Genomic DNA, 23,609 nt, shown 5'->3' on the forward strand with positions numbered 1-23,609 from the left:
TTGTAATGAAAGCAAGGTTTTTTCCGTGTTTAACTACTGGAAATGGAGTGTTAATTGTGAAAATTATCCTGACCGGAGGAGCCGGTTTTATTGGCAGCCACCTGGCTAAGAAGTTGTTACTAGAGCAACATGATGTACTTATTCTTGATTGTTTGCACAACTATTACTCTATTGATCGAAAAAAACAGCAGCTTGAAAGATTAAACAAAGAGGGGCGATTTACCTTTAAAAAGGTAAACCTGCTAGAGAAAGATGTGACAATGGCGATCTTTAAAGACTATTCTCCAGATGTTGTCATCCATTTGGCGGCTTTGCCAGGAGTAGCATACTCAATAGAGCAGCCCTTGGAATATGTGGATTACGACATAAAAGCAACCATAAACGTATTAGAAGCAGCTGGCGTTTCGGGTGCTTCCCAAGTAATTTTTGCCTCATCTTCCTCCGTTTATGGGAATCGACAGGGAGAGCCAAGTCATGAAGATATGGCTAATGGAAAAGTCATTTCACCATATGCCGCTTCAAAATATTCTGCGGAAGCTTTTTGTCATGTATATGAGCATCTTTATGGTTATAAAGTGAAAGTATTAAGGTTTTTTACGGTATACGGTCCGTGGGGACGGCCGGATATGGCAATCACTCATTTTATTGAAAAGCTATTACGGTCAGAGGAAATTACCGTATTTGGAAAAGGCGGAGCGAGAGATTATACATACGTCGAAGATATTGTGAATGGAATCTATCTTGCTATGACAAAAAGGCAGGAGAGCGATGTTTATAATTTAGGATCGGGACGGCCGATTACAATGGTACAGCTTTTAACGGAATTGAATCAATTTTTCCCCAATATGAAGGTGAACTGGGGGCCGGACCGAAGAGGAGATGTCCAAGAAACGTGGGCAAATATTCAAAAAGCAAATCAGCTGTTAGGTTACGCACCGGTTATAGATTTTAGAACTGGATTATTAAGAACGATTCAGTGGGCAAAACAAGATGGACCGATTTAACTTTCGTTTCGTTAAATACTTTTTATCCGTTGTGATTCTTTTAGTGTTTATGTTATTATCAGCCTATTTTTTTAATCTTTCTAGTCTATGGGGGCTGATGATTAAAATATGGAACCGTCCTGTGCTCGTTTTTTTGATCATGCTTTTCTATTTTTTGTCCTTTTGTTTAAAGGCTTGGGCGTGGAAGCTTTATTTAAATAACAAACCAAGATTTAAGTCATGTTTATTAGGAATCCTTTATAGCCTTTTGATCAATCATATTTCCCCGATAAAAGCTGGAGATTTTGTAAGGGCTGGGCTGTTATCGGCTAGAGATGATGACATTAGCATAGAGAATGCCCTTCATTCGGTAGTCATATTAAGAAGCCTTGATATTATGAGTCTGTTTCTGTTTTCGATGATTGGCTTAGTCATTTTACACATAAATATTTCTATTCCGTTTTGGTTATTGTTTGCGGGACTGATCGGTGGTGGAGTCTTGCTGCTCTTGTTAAAACGGAAGTTTTCAGCTTTTTATAAACGGCAATTAGAGCAATTAAAATCAGCCTTACTTGGAATAAATGGATTGTATATCGTGCTGCTCACTTTAATAAGTTGGGTAATAGAAGCTGCGGTATTGTTTGGAACCGTCCTGGCAGTTAATCAAGAATTATCCATCGTTGCAGCTGTTTGGGTAAACAGTCTCACGATTGCCGGGCAAATTTTTCAAATAACCCCCGGCGGGATTGCCAATTACGAAACGATTATGACCTTTGCACTTGGAGCAATTGGTTTTTCATTGAAAGATGGGTATGCCATCGCGATTATGACTCACGGGATAAAATTTTTATTTTCTTATCTTGCTGGGGCATATGCTATTTTCTCTTTTCCGGTCCCGCTTGACCGAATTAGAGCTTGGATCAAACATAAAGGAGTGATGCGGACATGAAAAGCGCATCGAAATTTGAAAAGGTAGCAGCCCGCTGCTGGAATTTACTTAACGAAGGGAAGCCGTTTACACCGATTTTTGTTGTTGGGGTGATGGTTCTATTTCATATTTCGGATTTATCGGAGCTAGCCCATAGTAAACTACTGTTCTTGTCTTTTTTAACAGTACTTCCTCTGCTCGTTATTTATTATTTTTATGATTTCCCATTATTCCTGCGAAATTATTTGTGGATTCCTTTTGTTGCATTTTTAATTATTTGGAATCAAGTGAATGTTGCCCTCCTTTTCTTTTCTGCAGGACTATATTTCTTTTTTACAGTCTTTTTTTGGGGGACCCTTTATTACCACCTTAGAATCGGTACATCTTGGCTGAATTTTACTCGTTTTTGGAAGCTTGTCTTAAAAAATAGTGATTCAACAAGTGGAAATGCTCAGGAACAGCTGCCAAAATTTTTCCTCATTCTCTCGATTTGGGAAATGGTATATCAGCAGCTTGCTGGTTTAACTGGTCAAGCAGGGTGGTCTCTGATCCTTTTTTATGGGGCAGTCCTAGTATACTCGTTCATTCTTCATCGTAATCTATTTGATTGGAAACCAAAAGTAATCGAAGAAAGAACCAATAATGCGCCGCTCCCGACAAAAACACTAACAGAAAAGGTTGTAGTTATCGTTATTGATGGAATGAGGAAAGAGCGTTTTTACGAAGCGAAAACGCCATTTTTGGATTATTTAAAGGAAAACGGAACGGAGTATACGAATATGGAGACGGTTTATCCCGCCCGAACAGTCGTCTGTTTTTCCTCTATGTTTACCGGGACTTATCCGTTTGAGCATGGCATTAAATCGAATATGGTATGGAAATTGGGAATCAAGGTTGAAAGTATTTTTGACTCGCTTCGGAAGGTTGGCAAAAAAGGTAGATTACTAGGGATTGCTCATTTGGTTGATTCGATGGGGGATGATGTTGAAACGGTAACTGCTGTGATGAACAAAGATGAAGCTGATCCCAATATTATCAATAGAGCAAAGAAAATAATGAAAGAACAAGACCCTGATTTACTGGTGGTTCAACTGATTGGAACGGACCAAACCGGGCATAGCCAGGGGGTTTTGTATGATGAGTATATTCAAAAAATCCAAGAAGCAGATGAGCTTGTTCGCCAGTTTGTGGATTGGTTAGAGGCCGAAGGAAAGATGAAGGATACTACGATAATGATCTGTGCCGACCATGGTCAGGCCGATGGGATTGGCGGACATGGCCACTTAGATGAAGGGGAACGTTATGTTCCATTTTTCTTACACGGACCGCGCATTGCAAAAGGGAAAATAGTTGAGGAGAAGCACAGTCTTGTTTCTGTTGCGCCAACGATTTCTTATTTATTGGGAGCGCCCTATCCGAGTCATTCAAGGGGCAAGGTGCTGCTAGAAGCGGTTGAAAATCAACTGAGTGGAGGTGTGAAGAAACGTGCGTAAGCAAAAAGTAGTCGTATTTTTACCAGCCTTTAATGAAGAAGCGGTCATAGCCCAGGTAATTTCTCGTATCCCTAGGCAAATTCACCCGTTTATCGATGTTAAGGTGTTAGTCATTGATGATGGCTCTTCGGATCATACCGTAAACGAAGCTAAAAATGCAGGCGCAGAGTTTATTGTTCGTTTTGAAAAAAACAGGGGCCTAGGTGCTGCGGTAAGGCAAGGTCTGCATGAGTGCGTCAAACTTGGTGCCGATGTTGGCGTAATGATTGATGCGGATGGGGAATATCCTCCTGAACAAATCCCAGATTTAATTAAACCCATTTTGGAAGATCATGCGGATTACACGATGGGGTCCCGGTTTCTAGGTACGATAAACGGAATGAAGCTCCATCGTCGAATTGGCAACTATTGTTTTACTTTTTTACAATCGATTTTGCTGAGAAAGTGGATTGTCGACGGACAATCCGGAATGCGAGCCTTTTCAAAACAAGCAATGGAAAATGCAGAGATTATTCATGATTATAATTACGCCCAAGTTCTGACCCTGAATCTAGTAAGGAAAGGATTTCGGGTGAAAGAAATTCCAATCCATTATCATGTAAGAACGACTGGGCAATCATTTATCAAGTTTAAGTCATATGTTGGATCGGTCCTCCCGGCCATTCTAAAAGAGATGGTTCGACCGGTAAAAAAGGTAAAAATAGAATCACAGGATCATCATAGTATTGAACGCTATGGTGATGTAGGAGGTTACTAAATGAAAAAATTCACTTTGCTTAGCGTTTTAGTGTTTGTCCTTGTAAACCAAATCTTCCTTCATCATGCTTTTGCCTATTCTTATGGTGATCCAAACGAGGAAAAGATTGCGGAAGTATATAAAGAAATGCAGCTTAAGCTTGATAAAAACCCTCCAGATTATGCAGCAGCAAAAGAAGTTTATGGAACGGTACAAGAAGAAGTCGACATGCATATGGGAAAAGAACCTTCCGAGGTAATTTTAAAGAATATCGAGGAAGAGGATAAAGAAAATGTTATTAATAATATGGAAAAATTATTAGTATTAAATATTGCTAGAAGACTGGAAAGTATTGAAGGGAAGTTCGCTGAATACGACACAAGTAAAAAACTTCTGGCAAAAGGATTTGCTACATATGAGGCTCTTTCACCAAAGGTGGAATCAGCTGACCCTGAGCTTGATCAAACGATCCGCTCACAATTCGAGCTCGCCTTAAAATCGCTTGGAAATCCTGGTTTGTTCGGTGTTGGCAAACAAGAATCAGATTTGGAGGCTTTTAAGTCAAGTAAAGAAGAGATTCTTGCTGCTCTCCAAGCTAAGTTTAATATGGAAAGCCTTGAGGTTGGTCATTTTAGCGAAAGAGCAACAGAATTAGAAACAAACTCTGGTAAAAAGGATTGGACCGATTTATCGAACCTAAAGAACTGGCTTCCATTATTGATTATTATTGGTGTAATGGTTGGAATTGTTAGTTTTACTCTTGTAAGAAAAAAGAAAAAAGGTTGAACGGACAACAGGTGAGGGAGGAGAATACACTGTGGAAATTCAAGCTCTGCTGATTACCTTTCGCGAAGTCTTAGAAGCGTTATTAATCGTTGGGATTATCACTACTTACTTAAAAAGAATGGATCACAAGCAATATACGAAATATGTTTGGCTTGGAGCTGGTCTTGCAGTTTTAGCAAGTGTTGGTGTAGCCATGCTCTTTCAAGTTGTTTTCACGGGCTTTGCGGCAATGGGCAGTGAAATCTACTTAAAAGTTGGAATTATGGTGATTTCCACGATATTGTTAACGCAAATGGTTTTTTGGATGGCGAAGCACAGTCGTGACTTAAAGGGCAATATGGAAGGAAAGATGGAGAAATTTATTTCAACCGGGAATGTTGTTGGAATGGTGATCCATTCATTTCTGGTTGTTTTACGTGAAGGTGTGGAAACCGTCTTTTTCTTTGCTGCCATTACAGGTGGAAATATTGGTGCGGCGATGCAAGGCTGGGGCGCCATCACTGGAGTCATCATCGCAGCAGTGATTTCCTATTTCTTTTTTAGGGGAACGATGCATATTCCGCTTAAAACCTTCTTTAAGGTAACGGGAGCTTTCATTATTTTAATTTCTGCTGGATTATTGGTTCAAGCCATTTCGATGATGCAGGATATCAATTTGATCGGCAGTGTTATTCCACATGTTTATGATATTACCTGGCTTCTGCCAGAACATCCAATCGATTATGACCATTATATCCGGGATCATGGGGTCGAACCGCTGCTTTCTGGGGATGTTGGAATTTTCCTAAAAGCCCTATTTGGATATTCTTCGATGCCATCGATTGAGGAAGTCATTGCCTATATCGGCTATTTTGTTGGGATTTACCTATTAACCTCCTTTCAAAATAATCAAGGTGAACAAGAGGCTTTAAGTAATCATAGTGTAATGGAGTTAAAAACGAATACATCAAGAAAATAATCTGCAAGCAAGAGTACAAGGAGGACCCTTGTACTCTTTGCATATTAGGAATTTTTTCAAAGCAGGAGGTGACTCGATGAAACCCGAAGGAAAGATACTTTTAAGACTAATTCAACTAGTAAGTGTTTTGATGATTTTTTATTTGCTGATCGTTCAATTACAATTTAGAAATACCTATGCAGCCTCTTGGGATCAAGTGGATTTTGCACTTGCTTTAGTCAGGTACGATATTATGGCAATGCAGCCGCATTTTCCAGGCTATCCTTATTTTATTTTAGGCGGCATGCTGGTCTCGACTATTATAAAAAACCCAACAGAGGCATTAACTGTTTTTAATATTTTAGTGTATGGCAGTGCTATCGTTCCCATTTATTTGTTGATGAGAAATACCGTTACAAAAAAGTATAGCCTGCTTGTAACTGCGATCATCTATACTGGAAGCTATACGGTAACGATGGTCAATCAACCGATGTCAGAGGGTGCGGCCATTGCTTGCTTATGGTGGTTTGTTTGGAGTATCCAATTTGCGTTAGGGCGCAGCAATATTTTTCCAGTCATTTTACCGTTGTGGCTTTTCAGTGTTTTGTTAGGGATTCGCCTTTCCTATCTTCCGTTTGCAGTCGGTATTGTCTATCTGTTTATCATTAAGTGGAAGAGACGACAACTAACGAATAAAATGCTGCTAGTATATGTCGTTTTAGCTGCTTTGTTTCAAGGAATATGGGTAGGGGCGATTGCCATTTCTGAGGGTGGTTTGATAGGGTTCATCAAACTGGCTCTTGCTTTTACGAGCGGGCATTTTAACGATTGGGGCGGAACGGTATCGACAGTGGATCCATCCATGTTCATTCGGCTGAAAGCACTTATCTTGGAAAACCTTTTGTGGAGTGGTTTCTCAGCACATTCGAAACTATTATTATCCTTGTATTTGCTATTATTTATCGTTTTTATCAAAAAATTGAAGTGGAAGGATTTTATTGGGGATGTTCATTTTCATCTTCCAATCTTGCTATTTTTATGTTATTTTATTTGGGCTTACCTTGCCCAAAATATTGATAAACCAAGACATATCCTTCCATTGGCAGGATTTGGGGTTTGGATCGTTTTCCTTCTATTGTATAAGAGTAAACAAAAGGGCTTGCTCGTTGCTCTTTCCATTGTCATACTAATCGTACAAACAGGATATTCAACCATGTTAATCAAGGAGCAAGCGACGAAGACTCCAGCAGTACACCAAGCAGGAGAATTTTTAAGCAAGCTTGAAGATCCGTTTATCGTCTATACTTGGGAAGAAACAAGGGTTTTCCAATACCTTGATGTCCCATTCCTTCATAAACGGATTCAAACATATGAGGTTTTCAAACAGGATATTTCCAATTATTCCGACCATACTGTTTTATTAACAGATAAAGTGGTCGCTGGTTTTAGGCAACAAGGAATCAAAGTAGATAAACAGATCGAAAAGATAGAAGAATTTCATTCGAATGAATTATTTGATCCTATTTATAATGAAGTAACGATTTATCGCTGGAAAAAACATCCTGGGGTGAAATAGTAATGAACGAAATGATTAAAAATAAGCTCACCCTTTTACCTGATCAACCTGGTTGCTATCTAATGAAAGATAGACAAGGAACCGTCATTTATGTTGGGAAAGCTAAAGTTTTAAAAAATCGTGTCCGCTCCTATTTCACGGGGTCGCATGATGGAAAGACATTGCGGCTTGTTAATGAAATTGAGGACTTTGAATATATTGTTACCTCTTCAAATATTGAGGCATTGCTGCTTGAAATTAATTTAATAAAAAAATATGATCCTAAATATAATGTCATGCTAAAGGATGATAAGACGTATCCGTTTATAAAGCTGACAGCAGAACGTCATCCCCGCCTTATCACCACTCGAAAGGTGAAAAAGGATAAAGGAAAGTATTTTGGACCGTATCCTAATGTGCAGGCGGCTAATGAAACAAAGAAATTATTGGATCGAATCTACCCGCTTAGAAAATGTTCCAATCTTCCAGATCGGGTTTGTCTCTATTACCATATGGGTCAGTGCTTAGCTCCTTGCATAAAGGATGTAAGTGAACAAGAATATAAAACATTGACCGATGAAATCACTCGTTTTTTAAACGGTGGATATAAGGAGATCAAAAAAGAGCTGACTGAAAAAATGTCGGAAGCAGCAGAATTGCTTGATTTTGAACGGGCCAAAGAATTTCGGGATAAAATTATCCATATTGAAACGATTATGGAAAAACAAAAAATGACGATGACGGATTTTACGGACCGTGATGTATTTGGCTATCGGGTTGACAAAGGGTGGATGTGTGTTCAAGTATTTTTTATCCGTCAAGGAAAACTAATTGAACGTGACGTTTCTATGTTTCCGATTTTTGATGAGCCAGAAGAGGAAATCTTAACTTTCCTTGGTCAATTTTATGAGAAGACGAATCATTTTAAACCAAAGGAAATATTAGTTGCCGATACAGTTGATACCAATCTGGCGGAACAGCTCCTCGGTATAAAGGTATTAATACCACGGCGCGGTCAGAAAAAAGACCTTGTCAAATTAGCTGAAAAAAACGCGTCGATCGCGTTGAAGGAAAAGTTTTCGTTAATTGAACGGGATGAGCAAAGGACAATCCTGGCAGTGGAAAATTTAGGGGAGACGATGGGGATTTTTACTCCTCATCGAATAGAAGCCTTTGATAATTCTAATATTCAAGGAACAGATCCCGTGTCTGCACTTGTTGTTTTTATTGACGGGAAACCGAAGAAAAACGAATACAGAAAATATAAGATAAAATCAGTAACCGGTCCAGACGATTATGAATCAATGCGAGAAGTTACGAGAAGAAGATATTCGAGAGTTCTTAAGGAAAATCTTCCTCTGCCGGATTTAATCATAATTGATGGTGGAAAAGGGCATGTTGAAGCAGTGCGAGATGTTTTAGAAAATGAACTTGGGCTTGATATTCCGATCAGCGGTCTTGTTAAAGATGACAAGCATAAGACATCCCAGCTTTTATTTGGAAATCCGCTGCAAATTGTTCCACTTGCCCGAAATAGTCAAGAGTTCTATTTATTGCAGCGCATTCAAGACGAGGTTCACCGTTTCGCCATTACCTTTCATCGTCAGCTTAGAGGAAAGAATGCGTTTCAATCCTTGCTTGATGATATCCAGGGTATCGGTGAAAAACGAAAGAAGCTTTTGTTAAAAAGCTTCGGGTCAGTGAAAAAAATGAAAGAAGCCAGTATCGAACAAATTGTTTCCCTAGGTATTCCTGCAAATGTTGCGGAAGAGCTTTTAGAAAAATTAAATTCTTAGTATTGCTAAATAATATTTACACATGCTATAATGTTAAAAACTTAATGATCGACACTTTAGAGCGTTAAAGTGAAGATAGAGGTGCGAACTTTATCAGTAAAAGCTTGGAGAAGAATGAGCTTCAAGGAAAAGCTTTGAAAGGAAAGTTCGCCGAAGTGAAAGAAGTACTCATTGCTTTTTTTGCTGGTTCTGCATTGAATAAGTGCTAGGACTGTCAAGACTCATGTCTTGGAGAGCTATCTCACTGTGGTTACGTATATGTTTTTAAACGTTTTCACAGCAATGAGATATGATTCTCATTGCTTTTTCTTTTGCCTTGAAAAGGGTTCTATGAAAAAGCAGTCAAACAAAGAAGGATAATTTTCGTAGAAAGAAGGAGAAAACGTGGGGCTTATTGTACAAAAATTTGGCGGAACCTCAGTTGGAAGCATTGAGCGTATTTTAAACGTTGCCGACCGTGTAATTGAAGAAAAAAACAGGGGAAATGGCGTTGTCGTGGTTGTTTCTGCAATGGGGAAAACAACCGATCACCTTGTCAGCATGGCCAAGGAAATTTCCAAAAACCCGAGCAAGCGTGAAATGGATATGCTGCTGACAACGGGTGAACAAACTACCATCGCTTTGCTGTCTATTGCCTTACAGGAAAAAGGATATGAAGCAATCTCCTATACGGGATGGCAAGCAGGAATCATTACAGAATCGGTTCATAGCAGTGCCAGAATCATGGACATCGAGACCGAGAAAATCAAGAAGAATTTAAATGAAGAAAAAATAGTGATTGTCGCAGGTTTTCAGGGAGTAACAATTGACGGAGAAATTACCACTTTAGGGAGAGGCGGCTCCGATACAACAGCGGTAGCATTGGCCGCTGCTCTTAAAGCGGATAAATGTGATATATATACAGACGTAACAGGAGTATTTACGACCGATCCGCGTTTTATTAAGGATGCTCGAAAATTAGCGTCAGTCTCTTATGATGAAATGCTGGAGTTAGCAAACCTCGGTGCCGGGGTCTTGCATCCACGTGCAGTAGAATATGCAAAAAACTATCAAGTCCCGCTTGAAGTTCGTTCAAGTTTGGTAAGGGAATCGGGAACAATCATTGAGGAGGAAGTATCAGTGGAGCAAAACTTAGTTGTCCGTGGCGTAGCATTTGAGGATGAAATTACAAGAGTATCTGTTATTGGGTTACCAAATTCATTGAAGAGTCTTTCAACTATTTTTACAACATTGGCAACAAACCGGATCAATGTAGATATTATCATTCAAAGTACAATTGAAGGAAATGGGGCTAATCTATCTTTTTCAATAAAAAGCTCAGATTTAGAAGAGACCCTATCCGTTTTGTCCGCAGTAAAAGAAACACTTGGATATGAAAGAATCGAGTCGGAGCAAGAGCTGGCAAAGGTTTCTATTGTCGGATCAGGCATGATCTCAAATCCAGGCGTTGCAGCCGAAATGTTTGAAGTGTTAGCTTCAAATAATATAGAGGTCAAAATGGTTAGTACATCCGAAATTAAAGTTTCAGCCGTCGTTTCAGAAAAGCAAATGATTCCTGCAGTAAACTCGCTTCATCGTGCATTTCAGCTATCGGAAGCACTCCTTTTGTCTGAGTATCGTTAAAAAAATCGGGCTGACTCGGTCGAGTCAGCCCAATCCATTAATCAGTCTTCAATTTTGTCTTTTAAATCCCACTTCACAGTAAATTGAACTTTTGCGCCCTTTTTACGCGGATGTTCAAATGCCTCTGATAAAACCCCTTTTTGGTGCTCCGTTTGTTGTGCCAAAAAGCCAGCTTCAAGATGAAAGGTGCTGTCAGGATAACTGTTCAGACGTTCAGTAATGACATCACTTTGTAACTCAAAAAGTTTTTCTTGTTTTGATTCTGATTTAATGGTCAGTGTTCCCCAGCCAGCTTGATGAAAAAATGCGGTGATCTCGTCGCTTGTATTTAACGGGTACTTACGTGCTATTCTCTTTCCAGCCCAATATAGAAGCTCAGGAGTATCTTTGCCAAGTAAATCTTGAAGTAAATCCTCACGAATAAGGTTATATCCAAAGATTGGGACAGAGAGAGTCTCCTTTTGGATTAATTTTTCTTGTATTGTAAGTTCACTCAATGGTCTCCCCTCTTTCTCTAGCTCTATTATATACATTTTCAATAAAAACAGTCATGAGTTTTTAATCCAGTTCAAGTGATTATTGAATTTTTAATCATCACAAAATTTGCCGAATAATATTTTAAAATCGATAAGAGAATAAGGAAAAATTTATCGCAAGGTGTAAAAATCTGAATTTTTCGAATAACAAATTATTCTAAAAAAAATTATTTTTCAACAAATTTTTGAATACGTTTTCTTGACGCGTCGAAAAGACAGGGTTAAAATGTATATGTTACAAAATTGTTAGAAATACCTGAATCGTTTTCAAAATCGACTATTTTTACTATTTTGAAAATGATAAAGAAATTCGTAACGCCATTATATATCATTAGGGGGGGTAAGTTCATGGCAGAGAATCGAGAATTTTTTTATCGCAGATTGCATTCATTACTAGGGGTCATTCCAGTAGGACTTTTCCTAACACAGCATTTGGTGATCAACCATTTTGCGACCAAAGGGGTAGATGCATTTAATGAAGCATCAGAATTTATGGCAAATCTACCATTTAAATGGTTCTTAGAAACATTTATTATCTTTTTGCCATTATTGTTTCATGCAATCTACGGGATTTATATTGCATTCACAGCTCAAAACAACGTTGGTAGATTTGGATTCTTCCGCAACTGGATGTTTGCCCTTCAACGGGTATCTGGGGTTATCACCCTTATTTTCCTAGCATGGCATGTATGGGAAACCCGGGTTGCAGCTGCAATGGGCGCTGAAGTGAACTTTGACATGATGGCTAATATTCTATCGAATCCATTCATGTTAGTGTTCTATATTGTGGGTGTCATTTCGGCAATTTTCCATTTTGCGAACGGCCTTTGGGGCTTCTTTGTTAGCTGGGGCATTACAGTTTCACCACGTTCTCAACAGATCTCTACATACGTAACGCTCGGAATTTTTGTTGCCTTATCCATTGTTGGTTTACGCGCTATATTTGCGTTTATTTAATCGTTTTTTACTGTTTCATAGTTTAGTAGACCAATATGGAAAAAGACTTTACTAGGAATTAAGGGAGTGAGCCACAATGAGTAAAGGAAAAGTAATTGTAGTCGGTGGTGGTTTAGCCGGCTTGATGGCTACAATAAAGATTGCAGAACATGGAACTCCAGTAGAATTATTCTCTTTGGTTCCGGTTAAACGATCTCACTCTGTTTGTGCCCAAGGTGGTATTAATGGAGCTGTAAATACAAAAGGGGAAGGCGACTCTCCATGGGAACACTTTGATGATACCGTGTATGGTGGAGACTTCCTTGCAAACCAACCTCCTGTAAAAGCAATGTGTGATGCTGCACCTGGTATCATTAACATGCTTGACCGTATGGGGGTTATGTTCAACCGTACTCCGGAAGGATTGCTTGATTTCCGTCGTTTCGGTGGTACTCAACATCACCGAACAGCGTTTGCTGGAGCAACGACTGGACAACAGCTTTTATATGCACTTGATGAGCAGGTTAGAAGACATGAAGTGGACGGGCTTGTTACAAAGTACGAAGGCTGGGAATTCCTTGGAGCTGTTATCGATGATGAAGGCGTTTGTCGTGGGATTACTGCGCAAAACCTTGCTTCTATGGAGATTCGTTCCTTCGCTGCTGATGCCGTTATTTTAGCAACCGGCGGACCAGGAATTATCTTTGGTAAATCAACAAACTCTGTTATCAATACAGGGTCTGCGGCGTCAATAGTTTACCAACAAGGTGTTTATTATGCGAATGGTGAGTTTATCCAAATTCACCCAACTGCCATCCCAGGCGATGACAAGCTTCGCTTAATGAGTGAATCTGCTCGTGGGGAAGGCGGACGTGTTTGGACATATAAAGATGGTAAGCCTTGGTATTTCTTAGAGGAAAAATATCCAGCGTACGGAAACCTTGTACCTAGGGACATTGCGACTCGTGAAATTTTCGATGTATGCGTAAATCAAAAGCTTGGCATCAACGGTGAGAACATGGTTTATCTAGACCTTTCTCATAAGGATCCAAAAGAGCTTGATATTAAGCTTGGTGGTATTATCGAAATTTACGAGAAATTCATGGGTGAAGACCCTCGTAAAGTACCAATGAAAATCTTCCCTGCTGTTCACTACTCAATGGGTGGATTATGGGTTGATTATGATCAAATGACGAATGTACCAGGTTTATTTGCTGCCGGTGAGTGTGATTATTCTCAGCACGGTGGTAACCGCTTAGGTGCAAACTCATTATTATCAGCAATTTACGGTGGAATGGTAGCTGGTCCAAGTGCATTGAAATATATCGATGGATTAGCTAAGAGTGTTGATTCTTTACCTTCTTCATTATTTGATGGATTTGTAAAACAAGAAGAAGATAAATGGAACAACATTATGTCTCTAAACGGAACAGAAAATGCTTATGTTCTTCATAAAGAGTTAGGCGAATGGATGACTGATAACGTAACAGTTGTTCGCTACAATGATAAATTGAAGCAAACGGATGCTAAAATTCAAGAGCTTCTTGAAAGATATAAAAACATCAATATCAATGATACTGCGAAATGGAGTAACCAAGGTGCAGCATTTACACGTCAATTGGGGCATATGCTTCAGCTTGCCCGTGTAATCACACTCGGTGCGTTAAACCGTAACGAAAGCCGCGGTGCTCACTATAAGCCGGACTTCCCAGACCGTGATGATGAGAATTTCTTAAAAACAACTATGGCTAAATTCGTTGGGCCAGACAAAGCTCCAGAAATTAGCTATCAGGAAGTTGATGTTTCATTGATCCAGCCACGTAAGCGTGACTATTCTAAGAAGAAAGGGGAGAATTAAAAATGTCTGAAAAAACAGTTCGTTTTATCATCAGCCGACAAGATGGTCCTAATTCTACCCCTTATACGGAAGAATTCGTGCTTCCTTATCGTCCGAATATGAACGTTATTTCCTCTCTAATGGAAATTCGTCGTAACCCGGTCAATGCAAAAGGTGAAAAAACAACGCCTATTGCATGGGATATGAACTGTTTGGAAGAAGTTTGCGGTGCATGTTCTATGGTGATTAATGGGAAACCTCGCCAATCATGTACAGCTCTAGTTGATCAGTTAGAGCAACCGATCAGATTAGAGCCAATGCGTACATTCCCAGTTGTTCGCGACTTACAGGTAGACCGAAGCCGGATGTTTGATTCCTTGAAAAAGGTTAAAGCATGGATTCCGATTGATGGTACGTATGATTTAGGTCCTGGACCACGTATGCCTGAAAAGAAACGTCAATGGGCTTACGAGTTATCAAAATGTATGACTTGTGGTGTTTGCTTAGAAGCATGTCCGAATGTAAACAGTAAATCTGCTTTTATCGGACCACAGCCATTGTCACAGGTTCGTTTATTTAATGCGCATCCAACTGGTGCTATGAATCGTGGCGAACGTTTAGAAGCCATTATGGACGAAGGTGGATTAACGAATTGTGGTAATTCACAAAACTGTGTTCAATCTTGTCCAAAAGGTATTCCATTAACTACTTCGATTGCATCCTTAAACCGTGCTACTACGGTTCAAGCATTCCGCAATTTCTTTGGTAGTGACGAAGTTTAATGAAATGATGCCCTTTTCCAATGTTGGAAAGGGGCTTTTTTATGGTAATAGTCCTTTAACCGGCATAAAGGATTAAATTTTCTGGTCTTTTTTATAAAAACCATTCTCCATCAAGGAATTATAGTCACTACCTTAGTTAAATTCACATATGATATGGTGACTAAATATATACCCACCCCGCGGTTCATAGCTGGCGAAGGCAAGGAGGGTTACAGTACTTGAAGGAGAATGAATATACTCACAAGCCATTACTCACCAAACGAGAAAGAGAAGTGTTCGAACTGTTAGTTCAAGATAAAACGACAAAAGAAATCGCTGGTGAATTATTTATAAGCGAAAAAACGGTTCGGAATCATATTTCGAATGCCATGCAAAAGCTTGGTGTTAAGGGGCGATCACAAGCAGTTGTAGAGCTCCTTCGTATGGGAGAGCTAGAACTTTAATGAAGACCGGCTTACCTTTTTCGGGGGGCCGGTTAACATATTTTGCGAACGAAAGTTAACATTACCTATTATTGTTGCTTGAAATTTTATTATAAAAGGCGGAAAATAAGAGAAAATGTCGGATTTCATAAAAGTAAAAATGGGGGATAAAAAATGGAATGCGATGAAAAAGATCAGTGGGAAATAGTCGCTGAGATTGAGAAGGATCTGAGGTACATATCAGGCATTATCAAACAAAAGGGACGGGAAATCTTAAGTAACTATACGATTACACCACCGCAATTTGTTGCCCTTCAATGGTTGTTTGAAGAGGGTGATATGACGATTGGGGAACTTTCAAATAAGATGTTTTTAGCTTGTAGCACAACTACCGATTTAGTTGATCGAATGGAAAAAAATCAATTAGTTATGAGAGTAAAAGATTCTAGTGATCGGCGTGTCGTTCGGATTCATTTATTGGAAGAGGGAACGCGAATTATTGATGAAGTGATTAAGAAACGACAGCTTTATTTAAAAGAAGTTCTAAGGAATTTTTCAAATGAAGAGGTTTGTCTTTTAAAAAAGAATTTAATTAAATTGCACCAAGGTATGCGAGAAGAATGAGGCGATAAGTTTTGAATACACCTATTGGGATTATCGATTCGGGAGTAGGCGGTTTAACCGTTGCAAAAGAAATAATGCGGCAGCTTCCATATGAAGAAATTGTTTATTTGGGCGACACAGCTCGTTGTCCTTATGGGCCACGACCAAGCGAAGAGGTTCAGCTTTTCACTTGGCAAATGACCCATTTTTTATTGAGAAAAAATATTAAGATGCTTGTCATCGCTTGTAACACGGCGACAGCTGTTGTACTAGAACAAATTAGTAATCAGCTTCCTATTCCTGTTATAGGGGTTATTAATCCAGGTGCTAGAGCAGCGCTGAAGCATACTTATAACAATAAAGTTGGGATTATCGGAACAGAAGGCACAGTGAAAAGCAGGGCGTATGATAAAGCGTTGAAATCTATTAATAAACGGGTTAACGTTACGAGTCTAGCTTGTCCAAAATTTGTACCTTTAGTAGAAAGTGGGGAGTATTCAGGTCCAGTCGCAAAGAAAATCGTGGCAGAGACGTTGCAGCCTTTGCGCAATAAAGGTCTGGATACATTAATTTTGGGGTGCACTCACTATCCTCTCCTTGAACCAGTCATAAAGAATATTATGGGAAAATCGGTAAGCGTGATCAGTTCTGGTGAAGAGACAGCGAGGGAAGTGAGTACAATTCTTTCGTATAAGGGAATCCTAAATGACAATGAAGTGGAGCCGAAGCATGAATTTTATACGACGGGATCCAGCACTATTTTTGCTAAAATTGCCTCCGAGTGGCTTGAGAGACCAATAGAAATAGTTGAAACGATAAGACTTGGTGGAGATCAAAGGTTTGAACGATGAGTTCAAGCCTTTTTTTGAATTAAATTTTCTTTCCTAAGACGGTCTAATTTTAAAATAGGCTCGTATACATGTAGTACAAACTGTCTTAGGAGGTAATGATAAATGTCTTTAAATAAAAGAGCATTACTATTTTCTGCTGTCTTCATTTTTGCTACGCTCTTGACTGGCTGCGGTTTGCTAGGGGGAGAGGAAAAAAAGCAAATGGATCCTCCGAAGGAAGTGACATACGAAGATAGCGGAAAGGCTGGAACGGAAGAAACATCAGCAACAAAGAAACAGTCTGCCAAGGAAAAGAGCGCAAAAGAAAAAACAGTGCTAACAGAACTATATTTACTTGATAAAGAAGGGTATGTTGTTCCACAAACGTTAGCTCTTCCAAAAACAGCCGGCATTGCGAAGCAGGCTTTAGATTACTTAGTTATAAACGGTCCTGTATCAGAAATGCTGCCAAATGGATTCCAAGCGGTTATTCCAGCTGATACGCAAGTTTCGGTAGATATAAAAGACGGGGCGGCAACAGTGGATTTCTCCAAAGAGTTTGCCAATTATAAGAAGGAGCAGGAATTAAAAATTCTTGAATCGATTACTTGGACTCTTACACAGTTTGATTCTATTAAAACAGTAAAACTTCAAATGAACGGGAAAGAACTTAATGAAATGCCGGTAAACGGAACTCCTGTTAGCAAGGAACTAAGCCGGGCAAATGGAATAAATATTGATACAAACGATGTTGTCGATATTGCCAATACAAAGGCGGTTACCGTTTATTATGTTGGTGGAGACGAAGGAGAATATTACTATGTCCCTGTAACCCGCCGAGTCGATAATGAAGTGAAAAATAATATAGAAGCTGCGATTAATGAATTAGTTGAGGGACCTAATTATGCTTCAAATTTACTATCCGAGTTTGATTCTAATGTGAAATTACTTGATAAACCAAAGATTGAGAATGGGAAGGTAACTTTAAACTTTAATGAAGCGATCTTTGGAAGCTTTAAAGAAAAAATCATTTCGGATCATCTGTTAAATTCGATTGTTCTTTCCTTAACGGAGCAAAAGGGAATTGAATCTGTTTCCATCCTTGTTAAAGGAAAGGCGGAACTCGTGACCGAAAAAGGCGAAAAACTATCAGCACCAGTTGCTCGTCCTGAAAAAGTGAATACTGGTAGTTTTTAAAAATCAATTTTTGATATACTATATAGTGGCATAGGAAAGGGTTGGCATCTTTTGCTGACCCTTCCTTTTTTAGTTAGGTTGTGTTAAAGAACAGTGTTGACTTTGAACACTCTGTTGATTGGAGCGTAAGGTGCGAGACTCCTGCGGGAGAAGGTGTCACGGGAGACCCCACAGGCGCTTTGCGCCGAGGAGGCTCCCGGACTCCCCCTAAGGTGCGGGAGCACCTGGAGCGGAAATCAACAGATCAATACAACAGAGCCTTTAGTTAAAAATGACCTGTTACGGAAACATACAGGGTTCCGTAATGTTGTGATGCTTGAAAATGTTGATTTTGAGGAGGAAAACAAGTGCGTTTTGATGGACGTGAAAATAGCCAGCTAAGGCCGGTAACAATTGAACCAAATTATTTAAAACACCCAGAAGGCTCGGTGCTAATTTCAGTTGGGGATACAAAGGTGATTTGTACCGCCAGCGTCGAAGATCGGGTTCCTCCATTTATGAGAGGAGAGGGAAAAGGATGGATTACAGCTGAATATTCCATGCTTCCTCGAGCGACAGAACAACGAAATATTCGAGAATCTTCTAAAGGAAAGGTAACAGGAAGAACAATGGAGATTCAACGCTTAATTGGACGAGCATTGAGAGCGGTTGTCGATTTAGAGGCTTTAGGTGAAAAAACGATCTGGATTGATTGTGATGTCATTCAAGCTGACGGCGGTACCCGTACTGCTTCGATTACCGGGGCTTTTGTAGCCATGTCCCTTGCATTAAACAAGCTTTTTCAGGAGAAAAAACTGGCTAAACTACCGATAACAGATTATTTGGCTGCTACAAGTGTTGGCGTTTTACCTGATGGAAATGTTATCTTAGACTTAAATTACATAGAGGATTCAAGTGCCTGCGTTGACATGAATGTAGTCATGACTGGCAAAGGTGAATTTGTCGAGCTGCAAGGAACAGGAGAAGAATCAACCTTCAGCTATAATCAGTTACAGGAACTCATTAAAGCCGCTCAAAGTGGACTGGCTGAATTGGTTGAATTTCAAAAATCTGCTCTAGGAGAAAGTATTGTGAAAAATATTGGCTAAACCAAACTCTTTTCACAGGGGAGATCGAGAATGAAGGAAATAATCATCGCTACGAAAAATAAAGGAAAAGCGCGGGAGTTTGAGCAAATGTTTGCATGGAGAGGGTTTCGAGTGCTTACTTTGTTAGATTTTCCCGAAATAGCTGAAATTGAGGAAACGGGAACCACCTTTGAGGAAAATGCTGTTTTGAAGGCAAAGTCCCTTTCTCAACAATTAGGAAGAATGGTCATTGCGGATGATTCCGGACTAGTTGTAGATGCCTTAGACGGTAAGCCCGGCGTTTATTCTGCTCGCTATGCAGGCGAGGCTAAGAATGATGAAGCAAATATCGATAAGGTGTTAACAGAGTTGATAGGAGTCTCGGATGAGAAGAGAACGGCACGGTTTTATTGTGCTTTAGCAATTGCTTTACCAGGTCAGGAAGCGGTAACGGTTTTTGGAACGTGTGAAGGTAGGATTTTACATGAACGCAGGGGTTCAAACGGTTTTGGGTACGATCCAATTTTTTACTCAATAGAAGAAAATCGTTCAATGGCTGAACTGTCAGCGGAGGAGAAGAATAAAATAAGTCATCGGGGAAAGGCTCTGAAAAAACTTGAAGAGCAATTGGATACCCTCCTTGAAAAGGGAAATGGCCTATGACGAAAATACTCATTGTAAGTGACAGTCACCGTTGGAGTGATGAATTGGAGGCAATTAAACAACGGCATGTAGCAGAAGTTGATTTAATGGTCCACTGTGGAGACTCAGAGCTAGCTGCGGATCAACCAGAAATATCCGGTTTTGTAACTGTAAGGGGAAATTGTGATTATGAAAAGCAGTTTCCAGAAGAGGCACAGGTTGAAATCGACGGTTTTAAGGTGTATGTTACCCATGGTCACCTTTTTGGGGTAAAGTCGACGTTAATGAACCTTTATTACCGTGCTAAGGAGGTCGGAGCGGATATCGTCTGCTTCGGTCACTCGCATATTCTAGGAATGGAAATGATTGATGGAATGCTGTTTATTAATCCAGGCAGTATCCGATTGCCTCGTGGAAGAAAAGAACGAAGCTATTGTGTATTAGAGTTTAAAGAGGACGAAGTAGAAATATTGGTGTATGATCTGCAAAAAGGGGAAATCGCGGAGTTAAGACAAAGGTTTCCGCTTTCCACCAAAAAGTAATTTTTTATAATAGAGAGGAAAGAGTATAACTTTCCTCTGAAAAATATTTATTATAGTGTTGACATATGTTTGTTAAACCCATATAATAAAAAATGTCCTCGCTACATTAGCGAAGTTAAACATGTCCCAGTAGCTCAGCTGGATAGAGCAACGGCCTTCTAAGCCGTCGGTCGGGAGTTCGAATCTCTCCTGGGACGCTAAAAAAAGAAAACGCCATGTCAATTATGACATGGCGTTTTTGTGTTACAAATTAAAAATACTAATTATATTCTGTTATGATTAAATAACATGTTTATGTAAGGAAATCTCACATACTTCGACGTGTTTCTTCTATTATATATTTCATCTGTTTTTCTTAAACCATTTAAGTGATAAATAAGTTGGGTATTTCTTATACCCAGATCTCCTTTGGGACCCTCCTGTAGACAATTTTTAAAAGAGGATTTTAAAAAAACAGGAACACACAAAAATTTTTAAAAGCCGTAAAACAAAGAAAAAATAGCTCGCGATTTATACAGATAAGTAAAAAAAATCTAATTTTTTTAAAATCGGAAGAATGTGAATATACCAACAATGTAAGCGGATTCATTTCGTTTGACTAATTATAATTATCAAAAAATTAGTTAAAATGGTGTTGACTAAGGCGTAAAATGGGCGTAAGATAATCCTCAAATATATAAACAAAATATTTTAAATCCTAAAACAATTAACCGAAAAATTTGTAGAAATATATCAAACGTTATTTTCAGAATTTTCATTAATTGGGTTTATATAGGCAATCAAGAATAACTGAATAAACGAAAACGATGATGAGGATAAGTAGTTTTGTGGAAAGGGAATTCACAGAGAGCTGGGTTAAGCTGGGAACCAGTAATTCCGCATAAAATGAACTCACCTCTGAGTATCATCCTGAAAGAGTATTCGATTAGGGATGATCGGGTGTCACACACACTCGTTACTAAAAAGGAACAGAATGTTCATAAGCGCACGCGAATAAAAGCGTGAACAAGGGTGGTACCGTGGAACAGGTTGCAAAGCCTTTTCATCCCTTTGCCTAAACAAAATAGGCGAATTGAGGGATGGGAGGGCTTTTTATATTGAAAAAAAAGGATTTGAAAAGAGGGGGTCAACTCACGATGTTGCAAGGAGCAGCCTTTACAGAAACAGGGGCAAACAAAAAAACGTTAACTGGTGCTGATCTTTTACTAGAAGCGTTAAAAAAGGAAAATGTTGAAGTCATTTTTGGCTATCCAGGTGGTGCAGTCCTTCCAATTTACGACAAACTTTACGATGCGAACATTCTTCATATCTTACCTAGACATGAACAAGGCGGTATTCACGCGGCTGAGGGCTATGCCAGAATTACTGGAAAACCAGGCGTTGTGATTGCAACCTCCGGACCAGGCGCAACCAATGTTGTTACTGGCTTAGCGGATGCGTTTTTGGATTCCTTGCCACTCGTTGTTTTTACAGGGCAAGTGGCAACAAGTGTAATTGGAACAGATGCGTTTCAGGAAGCCGATATATTAGGGATCACTACCCCAATCACTAAATATAATTTTCAAATTCGAAATATTGAAGATATTCCGAGAATAATCAAGGAAGCCTTCTACATTGCCTCAAGCGGACGTCCAGGTCCAGTTGTTATTGATGTACCGAAAGACATCGCTGCAACAATCGTTGAGGAAATTCCAGCAGAGGAAGAAGTAAATCTTCCTGGGTATCAGCCGAATCTTCAGCCGAACTATTTGCAAATCCGAAAGTTAACAGAAGCTGTAAGTCGCGCAAAACGTCCAGTTATTTTAGCAGGAGCCGGAATCCTTCATTCAAAAGCATCATCACTTTTAAAGGAATATGCTGAGCAGCAGCAATTACCTATTGTGCACACCTTGCTTGGGCTTGGTGGTTTCCCTGCAGAGCACCCGTTATTTCTTGGTATGGGAGGCATGCATGGCTGTTATACAGCCAATATGGCATTATATGAGTCAGACTTGCTCATTAATATCGGTGCAAGATTTGACGACCGTTTAACCGGGAACCTGCAACATTTTGCCCCTAAAGCAGTGGTCGCTCATATTGATATTGATCCAGCTGAAATTGGTAAAAATGTTCCGACTGAAATTCCGATTGTTGCAGATGCAAGAGAAGCGTTAAAACAGCTGATTGAACAAAACGGAACCGCGCCAAATCATCAGGAATGGATCGATACATTGAATGCTTGGAAAGAAAAGCATCCATACCATTACGACAAGGATCAAGAATTAAAGCCACAACGAGTTGTTGAAATGCTCTATGAAAAAACCAAAGGTGAAGCAATCGTCGTTACGGATGTTGGACAGCATCAAATGTGGGCTGCCCAATACTATAAATTTAATCAAGCTGATAAATGGGTGACCTCCGGCGGACTTGGAACAATGGGATTTGGACTTCCAGCAAGTATTGGAGCTCAGCTTGCCGATCGTGATGCAACCGTATTGTCGATTTGTGGCGATGGCGGCTTCCAAATGTGTACTCAAGAATTAATGGTAATTTCAGAATTAAACTTACCAATCAAAATCGTATTACTAAACAATCAGTCACTTGGAATGGTTAAACAATGGCAAGAGTTATTTTATGAAGAAAGATATTCTTATAGCCAAATTCCAAAACAGCCTGAGTTTGTTAAATTAGCGGAAGCATACGGAATTAAAGGATACAGTATTACAACTGAGGAGGAAGCTGAGCGCATCCTATCGGAAGTAATCAACAGTCCTGAACCAGTCCTGTTAGATTTCCGAATTTCACCAACAGAAAAAGTATATCCGATGATTGCACCTGGTAAAGGACTTCACGAAATGGTAGGTGTTAAGGAATGAAGCGAATAATTTCATTAACTGTTTTGAATCGCCCTGGGGTACTGAATCGCATTACCAACTTGTTTTCAAAACGGAACTATAATATTGAAAGCATAACGGTTGGCCCTTCAGAGCAGGAGGATATTTCTAGAATTACTTGTGTTGTAAATGTTGATAATGATGGCATTATTGAGCAAATTACGAAACAACTTAACAAGCAAATTGATGTTATTAAGGTAACGGACATTACCGAACAATCAATTGTATCAAGAGAGCTTGCACTAATTAAAGTGGTTTCTACCCCAAGCACTCGCGGAGAGATTTATCCATTAATTGAACCATTCCGCGCTGCTGTGGTTGATGTCAGCAAGGATAGTATGGTGATTCAAATAACTGGTGAATCCGATAAAATTGAAGCATTTATCGAGTTGATCCGACCATACGGAATTAAGGAATTAGCTAGAACTGGAACGACTGCATTCCCTCGTGGAACACAGCGGACCTCTAATAGCCAAAAAAATATATCTATTTTATAAAAACTAAA

Annotated in this window: 22 protein-coding genes, 1 tRNA gene, 1 riboswitch and 1 other annotated feature; of the genes, 22 read left to right on the forward strand and 1 reads right to left on the reverse strand. The window is 39.4% G+C overall.

Features of this window, described 5'->3' with window-relative positions:
- Positions 1-56 precede the first annotated feature (56 nt).
- The 9 genes from ACI48O_RS08030 (at position 57) to ACI48O_RS08070 (ending at position 10,837) form a co-directional block, all read left to right on the forward strand.
- Positions 57-1,004 (forward strand): NAD-dependent epimerase/dehydratase family protein, encoded by a 948-nt coding sequence (locus tag ACI48O_RS08030; protein WP_435561209.1) that lies wholly within the window; start codon positions 57-59, stop codon positions 1,002-1,004.
- Positions 991-1,932 carry a lysylphosphatidylglycerol synthase transmembrane domain-containing protein gene (locus ACI48O_RS08035; RefSeq protein WP_435561210.1) on the forward strand — a complete coding sequence of 314 codons (942 nt, stop codon included), beginning with the start codon at positions 991-993 and terminating at the stop codon, positions 1,930-1,932. The genes ACI48O_RS08030 and ACI48O_RS08035 overlap by 14 nt, the downstream gene beginning before the upstream one ends.
- Positions 1,929-3,404, forward strand: a complete 1,476-nt coding sequence (locus ACI48O_RS08040; protein WP_435561211.1) for an alkaline phosphatase family protein — start codon at positions 1,929-1,931, stop codon at positions 3,402-3,404. The genes ACI48O_RS08035 and ACI48O_RS08040 overlap by 4 nt, the downstream gene beginning before the upstream one ends.
- Entirely contained in the window at positions 3,397-4,161 is a 765-nt protein-coding gene (locus ACI48O_RS08045; protein WP_435561212.1) for a glycosyltransferase family 2 protein, read from the forward strand. The genes ACI48O_RS08040 and ACI48O_RS08045 overlap by 8 nt, the downstream gene beginning before the upstream one ends.
- A complete protein-coding gene (locus ACI48O_RS08050; RefSeq protein ID WP_435561213.1) occupies positions 4,162-4,926 on the forward strand; it encodes a hypothetical protein in 765 nt (254 codons plus the stop codon).
- 31 nt (positions 4,927-4,957) lie between these two features.
- Positions 4,958-5,884: an FTR1 family iron permease gene (locus tag ACI48O_RS08055; protein WP_435561215.1), complete on the forward strand. Its 927-nt coding sequence runs from the start codon at positions 4,958-4,960 to the stop codon at positions 5,882-5,884.
- 76 nt (positions 5,885-5,960) lie between these two features.
- On the forward strand, positions 5,961-7,439 hold the full coding sequence (locus ACI48O_RS08060) for a hypothetical protein (RefSeq protein WP_435561216.1): 1,479 nt from the start codon (positions 5,961-5,963) through the stop codon (positions 7,437-7,439).
- A 2-nt stretch (positions 7,440-7,441) separates the two neighbouring features.
- On the forward strand, positions 7,442-9,214 hold the full coding sequence (gene uvrC, locus ACI48O_RS08065; RefSeq protein WP_435561217.1) for an excinuclease ABC subunit UvrC: 1,773 nt from the start codon (positions 7,442-7,444) through the stop codon (positions 9,212-9,214).
- A gap of 68 nt (positions 9,215-9,282) precedes the next feature.
- Positions 9,283-9,461, forward strand: a riboswitch (Lysine riboswitch).
- A 137-nt stretch (positions 9,462-9,598) separates the two neighbouring features.
- A complete protein-coding gene (locus ACI48O_RS08070) occupies positions 9,599-10,837 on the forward strand; it encodes an aspartate kinase (protein ID WP_435561218.1) in 1,239 nt (412 codons plus the stop codon).
- Positions 10,838-10,878: 41 nt separating this feature from the next.
- On the opposite strand, the gene ACI48O_RS08075 is transcribed toward ACI48O_RS08070, so the two are convergent.
- Positions 10,879-11,334, reverse strand: a complete 456-nt coding sequence (locus ACI48O_RS08075) for a YslB family protein (RefSeq protein WP_435561219.1) — start codon at positions 11,332-11,334, stop codon at positions 10,879-10,881.
- A 387-nt stretch (positions 11,335-11,721) separates the two neighbouring features.
- Here ACI48O_RS08075 and ACI48O_RS08080 point away from each other — a divergent pair, with 387 nt between their 5' ends.
- The 13 genes from ACI48O_RS08080 to ilvN all read left to right on the forward strand — a co-directional run bounded on the left by ACI48O_RS08080 (position 11,722) and on the right by ilvN (position 23,601).
- On the forward strand, positions 11,722-12,330 hold the full coding sequence (locus ACI48O_RS08080) for a succinate dehydrogenase cytochrome b558 subunit (RefSeq protein WP_435561220.1): 609 nt from the start codon (positions 11,722-11,724) through the stop codon (positions 12,328-12,330).
- 76 nt (positions 12,331-12,406) lie between these two features.
- Positions 12,407-14,167 (forward strand): succinate dehydrogenase flavoprotein subunit, encoded by a 1,761-nt coding sequence (gene sdhA / locus ACI48O_RS08085; protein WP_435561222.1) that lies wholly within the window; start codon positions 12,407-12,409, stop codon positions 14,165-14,167.
- Positions 14,168-14,169: 2 nt separating this feature from the next.
- Positions 14,170-14,928 (forward strand): succinate dehydrogenase iron-sulfur subunit, encoded by a 759-nt coding sequence (gene sdhB / locus ACI48O_RS08090; RefSeq protein WP_435561223.1) that lies wholly within the window; start codon positions 14,170-14,172, stop codon positions 14,926-14,928.
- 218 nt (positions 14,929-15,146) lie between these two features.
- Positions 15,147-15,371, forward strand: a complete 225-nt coding sequence (gene gerE / locus ACI48O_RS08095; RefSeq protein WP_009796032.1) for a spore germination transcription factor GerE — start codon at positions 15,147-15,149, stop codon at positions 15,369-15,371.
- Between the two features lie 153 nt (positions 15,372-15,524).
- Positions 15,525-15,974, forward strand: a complete 450-nt coding sequence (locus tag ACI48O_RS08100) for a MarR family winged helix-turn-helix transcriptional regulator (RefSeq protein WP_435561224.1) — start codon at positions 15,525-15,527, stop codon at positions 15,972-15,974.
- An 11-nt stretch (positions 15,975-15,985) separates the two neighbouring features.
- A complete protein-coding gene (gene racE, locus ACI48O_RS08105) occupies positions 15,986-16,804 on the forward strand; it encodes a glutamate racemase (RefSeq protein ID WP_435561225.1) in 819 nt (272 codons plus the stop codon).
- 102 nt (positions 16,805-16,906) lie between these two features.
- The gene (locus ACI48O_RS08110; RefSeq protein ID WP_435561226.1) at positions 16,907-17,980 is read left to right on the forward strand and encodes a GerMN domain-containing protein; all 1,074 of its coding nucleotides are present in this window, start codon (positions 16,907-16,909) and stop codon (positions 17,978-17,980) included.
- Positions 17,981-18,327: 347 nt separating this feature from the next.
- Positions 18,328-19,068 carry a ribonuclease PH gene (gene rph, locus ACI48O_RS08115; RefSeq protein ID WP_435561227.1) on the forward strand — a complete coding sequence of 247 codons (741 nt, stop codon included), beginning with the start codon at positions 18,328-18,330 and terminating at the stop codon, positions 19,066-19,068.
- A gap of 30 nt (positions 19,069-19,098) precedes the next feature.
- Entirely contained in the window at positions 19,099-19,710 is a 612-nt protein-coding gene (locus ACI48O_RS08120) for an XTP/dITP diphosphatase (protein WP_435561228.1), read from the forward strand.
- Positions 19,707-20,231: a metallophosphoesterase family protein gene (locus tag ACI48O_RS08125; RefSeq protein ID WP_435561229.1), complete on the forward strand. Its 525-nt coding sequence runs from the start codon at positions 19,707-19,709 to the stop codon at positions 20,229-20,231. Before ACI48O_RS08120 ends, ACI48O_RS08125 begins: the two co-directional genes overlap by 4 nt.
- A gap of 123 nt (positions 20,232-20,354) precedes the next feature.
- A tRNA-Arg gene (locus ACI48O_RS08130) sits at positions 20,355-20,428 on the forward strand.
- A gap of 600 nt (positions 20,429-21,028) precedes the next feature.
- Positions 21,029-21,284: a binding site (T-box leader), on the forward strand.
- An 83-nt stretch (positions 21,285-21,367) separates the two neighbouring features.
- A complete protein-coding gene (ilvB, locus tag ACI48O_RS08135; RefSeq protein ID WP_435561230.1) occupies positions 21,368-23,086 on the forward strand; it encodes an acetolactate synthase large subunit in 1,719 nt (572 codons plus the stop codon).
- Positions 23,083-23,601, forward strand: coding sequence for an acetolactate synthase small subunit (gene ilvN / locus ACI48O_RS08140; RefSeq protein WP_435561231.1), 519 nt, complete (start codon positions 23,083-23,085; stop codon positions 23,599-23,601). Before ilvB ends, ilvN begins: the two co-directional genes overlap by 4 nt.
- Positions 23,602-23,609: the final 8 nt, after the last annotated feature.

The sequence above is a fragment of the Neobacillus terrisolis genome (genome assembly GCF_051233475.1).
Lineage (GTDB): Bacteria > Bacillota > Bacilli > Bacillales > Cytobacillaceae > Bacillus_BU.

Bases quoted from the DNA above. Each gene is read 5' to 3' on its own strand.
- sdhA (WP_435561222.1), top strand. From the start codon at position 12,407: ATGAGTAAAGGAAAAGTAATTGTAGTCGGTGGTGGTTTAGCCGGCTTG.
- ACI48O_RS08120 (WP_435561228.1), top strand. From the start codon at position 19,099: ATGAAGGAAATAATCATCGCTACGAAAAATAAAGGAAAAGCGCGGGAG.
- ACI48O_RS08080 (WP_435561220.1), top strand. From the start codon at position 11,722: ATGGCAGAGAATCGAGAATTTTTTTATCGCAGATTGCATTCATTACTA.
- ACI48O_RS08110 (WP_435561226.1), top strand. From the start codon at position 16,907: ATGTCTTTAAATAAAAGAGCATTACTATTTTCTGCTGTCTTCATTTTT.
- uvrC (WP_435561217.1), top strand. From the start codon at position 7,442: ATGAACGAAATGATTAAAAATAAGCTCACCCTTTTACCTGATCAACCT.
- ilvB (WP_435561230.1), top strand. From the start codon at position 21,368: ATGTTGCAAGGAGCAGCCTTTACAGAAACAGGGGCAAACAAAAAAACG.
- ACI48O_RS08040 (WP_435561211.1), top strand. From the start codon at position 1,929: ATGAAAAGCGCATCGAAATTTGAAAAGGTAGCAGCCCGCTGCTGGAAT.
- ACI48O_RS08050 (WP_435561213.1), top strand. From the start codon at position 4,162: ATGAAAAAATTCACTTTGCTTAGCGTTTTAGTGTTTGTCCTTGTAAAC.
- ACI48O_RS08100 (WP_435561224.1), top strand. From the start codon at position 15,525: ATGGAATGCGATGAAAAAGATCAGTGGGAAATAGTCGCTGAGATTGAG.
- sdhB (WP_435561223.1), top strand. From the start codon at position 14,170: ATGTCTGAAAAAACAGTTCGTTTTATCATCAGCCGACAAGATGGTCCT.
- ilvN (WP_435561231.1), top strand. From the start codon at position 23,083: ATGAAGCGAATAATTTCATTAACTGTTTTGAATCGCCCTGGGGTACTG.
- ACI48O_RS08125 (WP_435561229.1), top strand. From the start codon at position 19,707: ATGACGAAAATACTCATTGTAAGTGACAGTCACCGTTGGAGTGATGAA.
- ACI48O_RS08035 (WP_435561210.1), top strand. From the start codon at position 991: ATGGACCGATTTAACTTTCGTTTCGTTAAATACTTTTTATCCGTTGTG.
- ACI48O_RS08060 (WP_435561216.1), top strand. From the start codon at position 5,961: ATGAAACCCGAAGGAAAGATACTTTTAAGACTAATTCAACTAGTAAGT.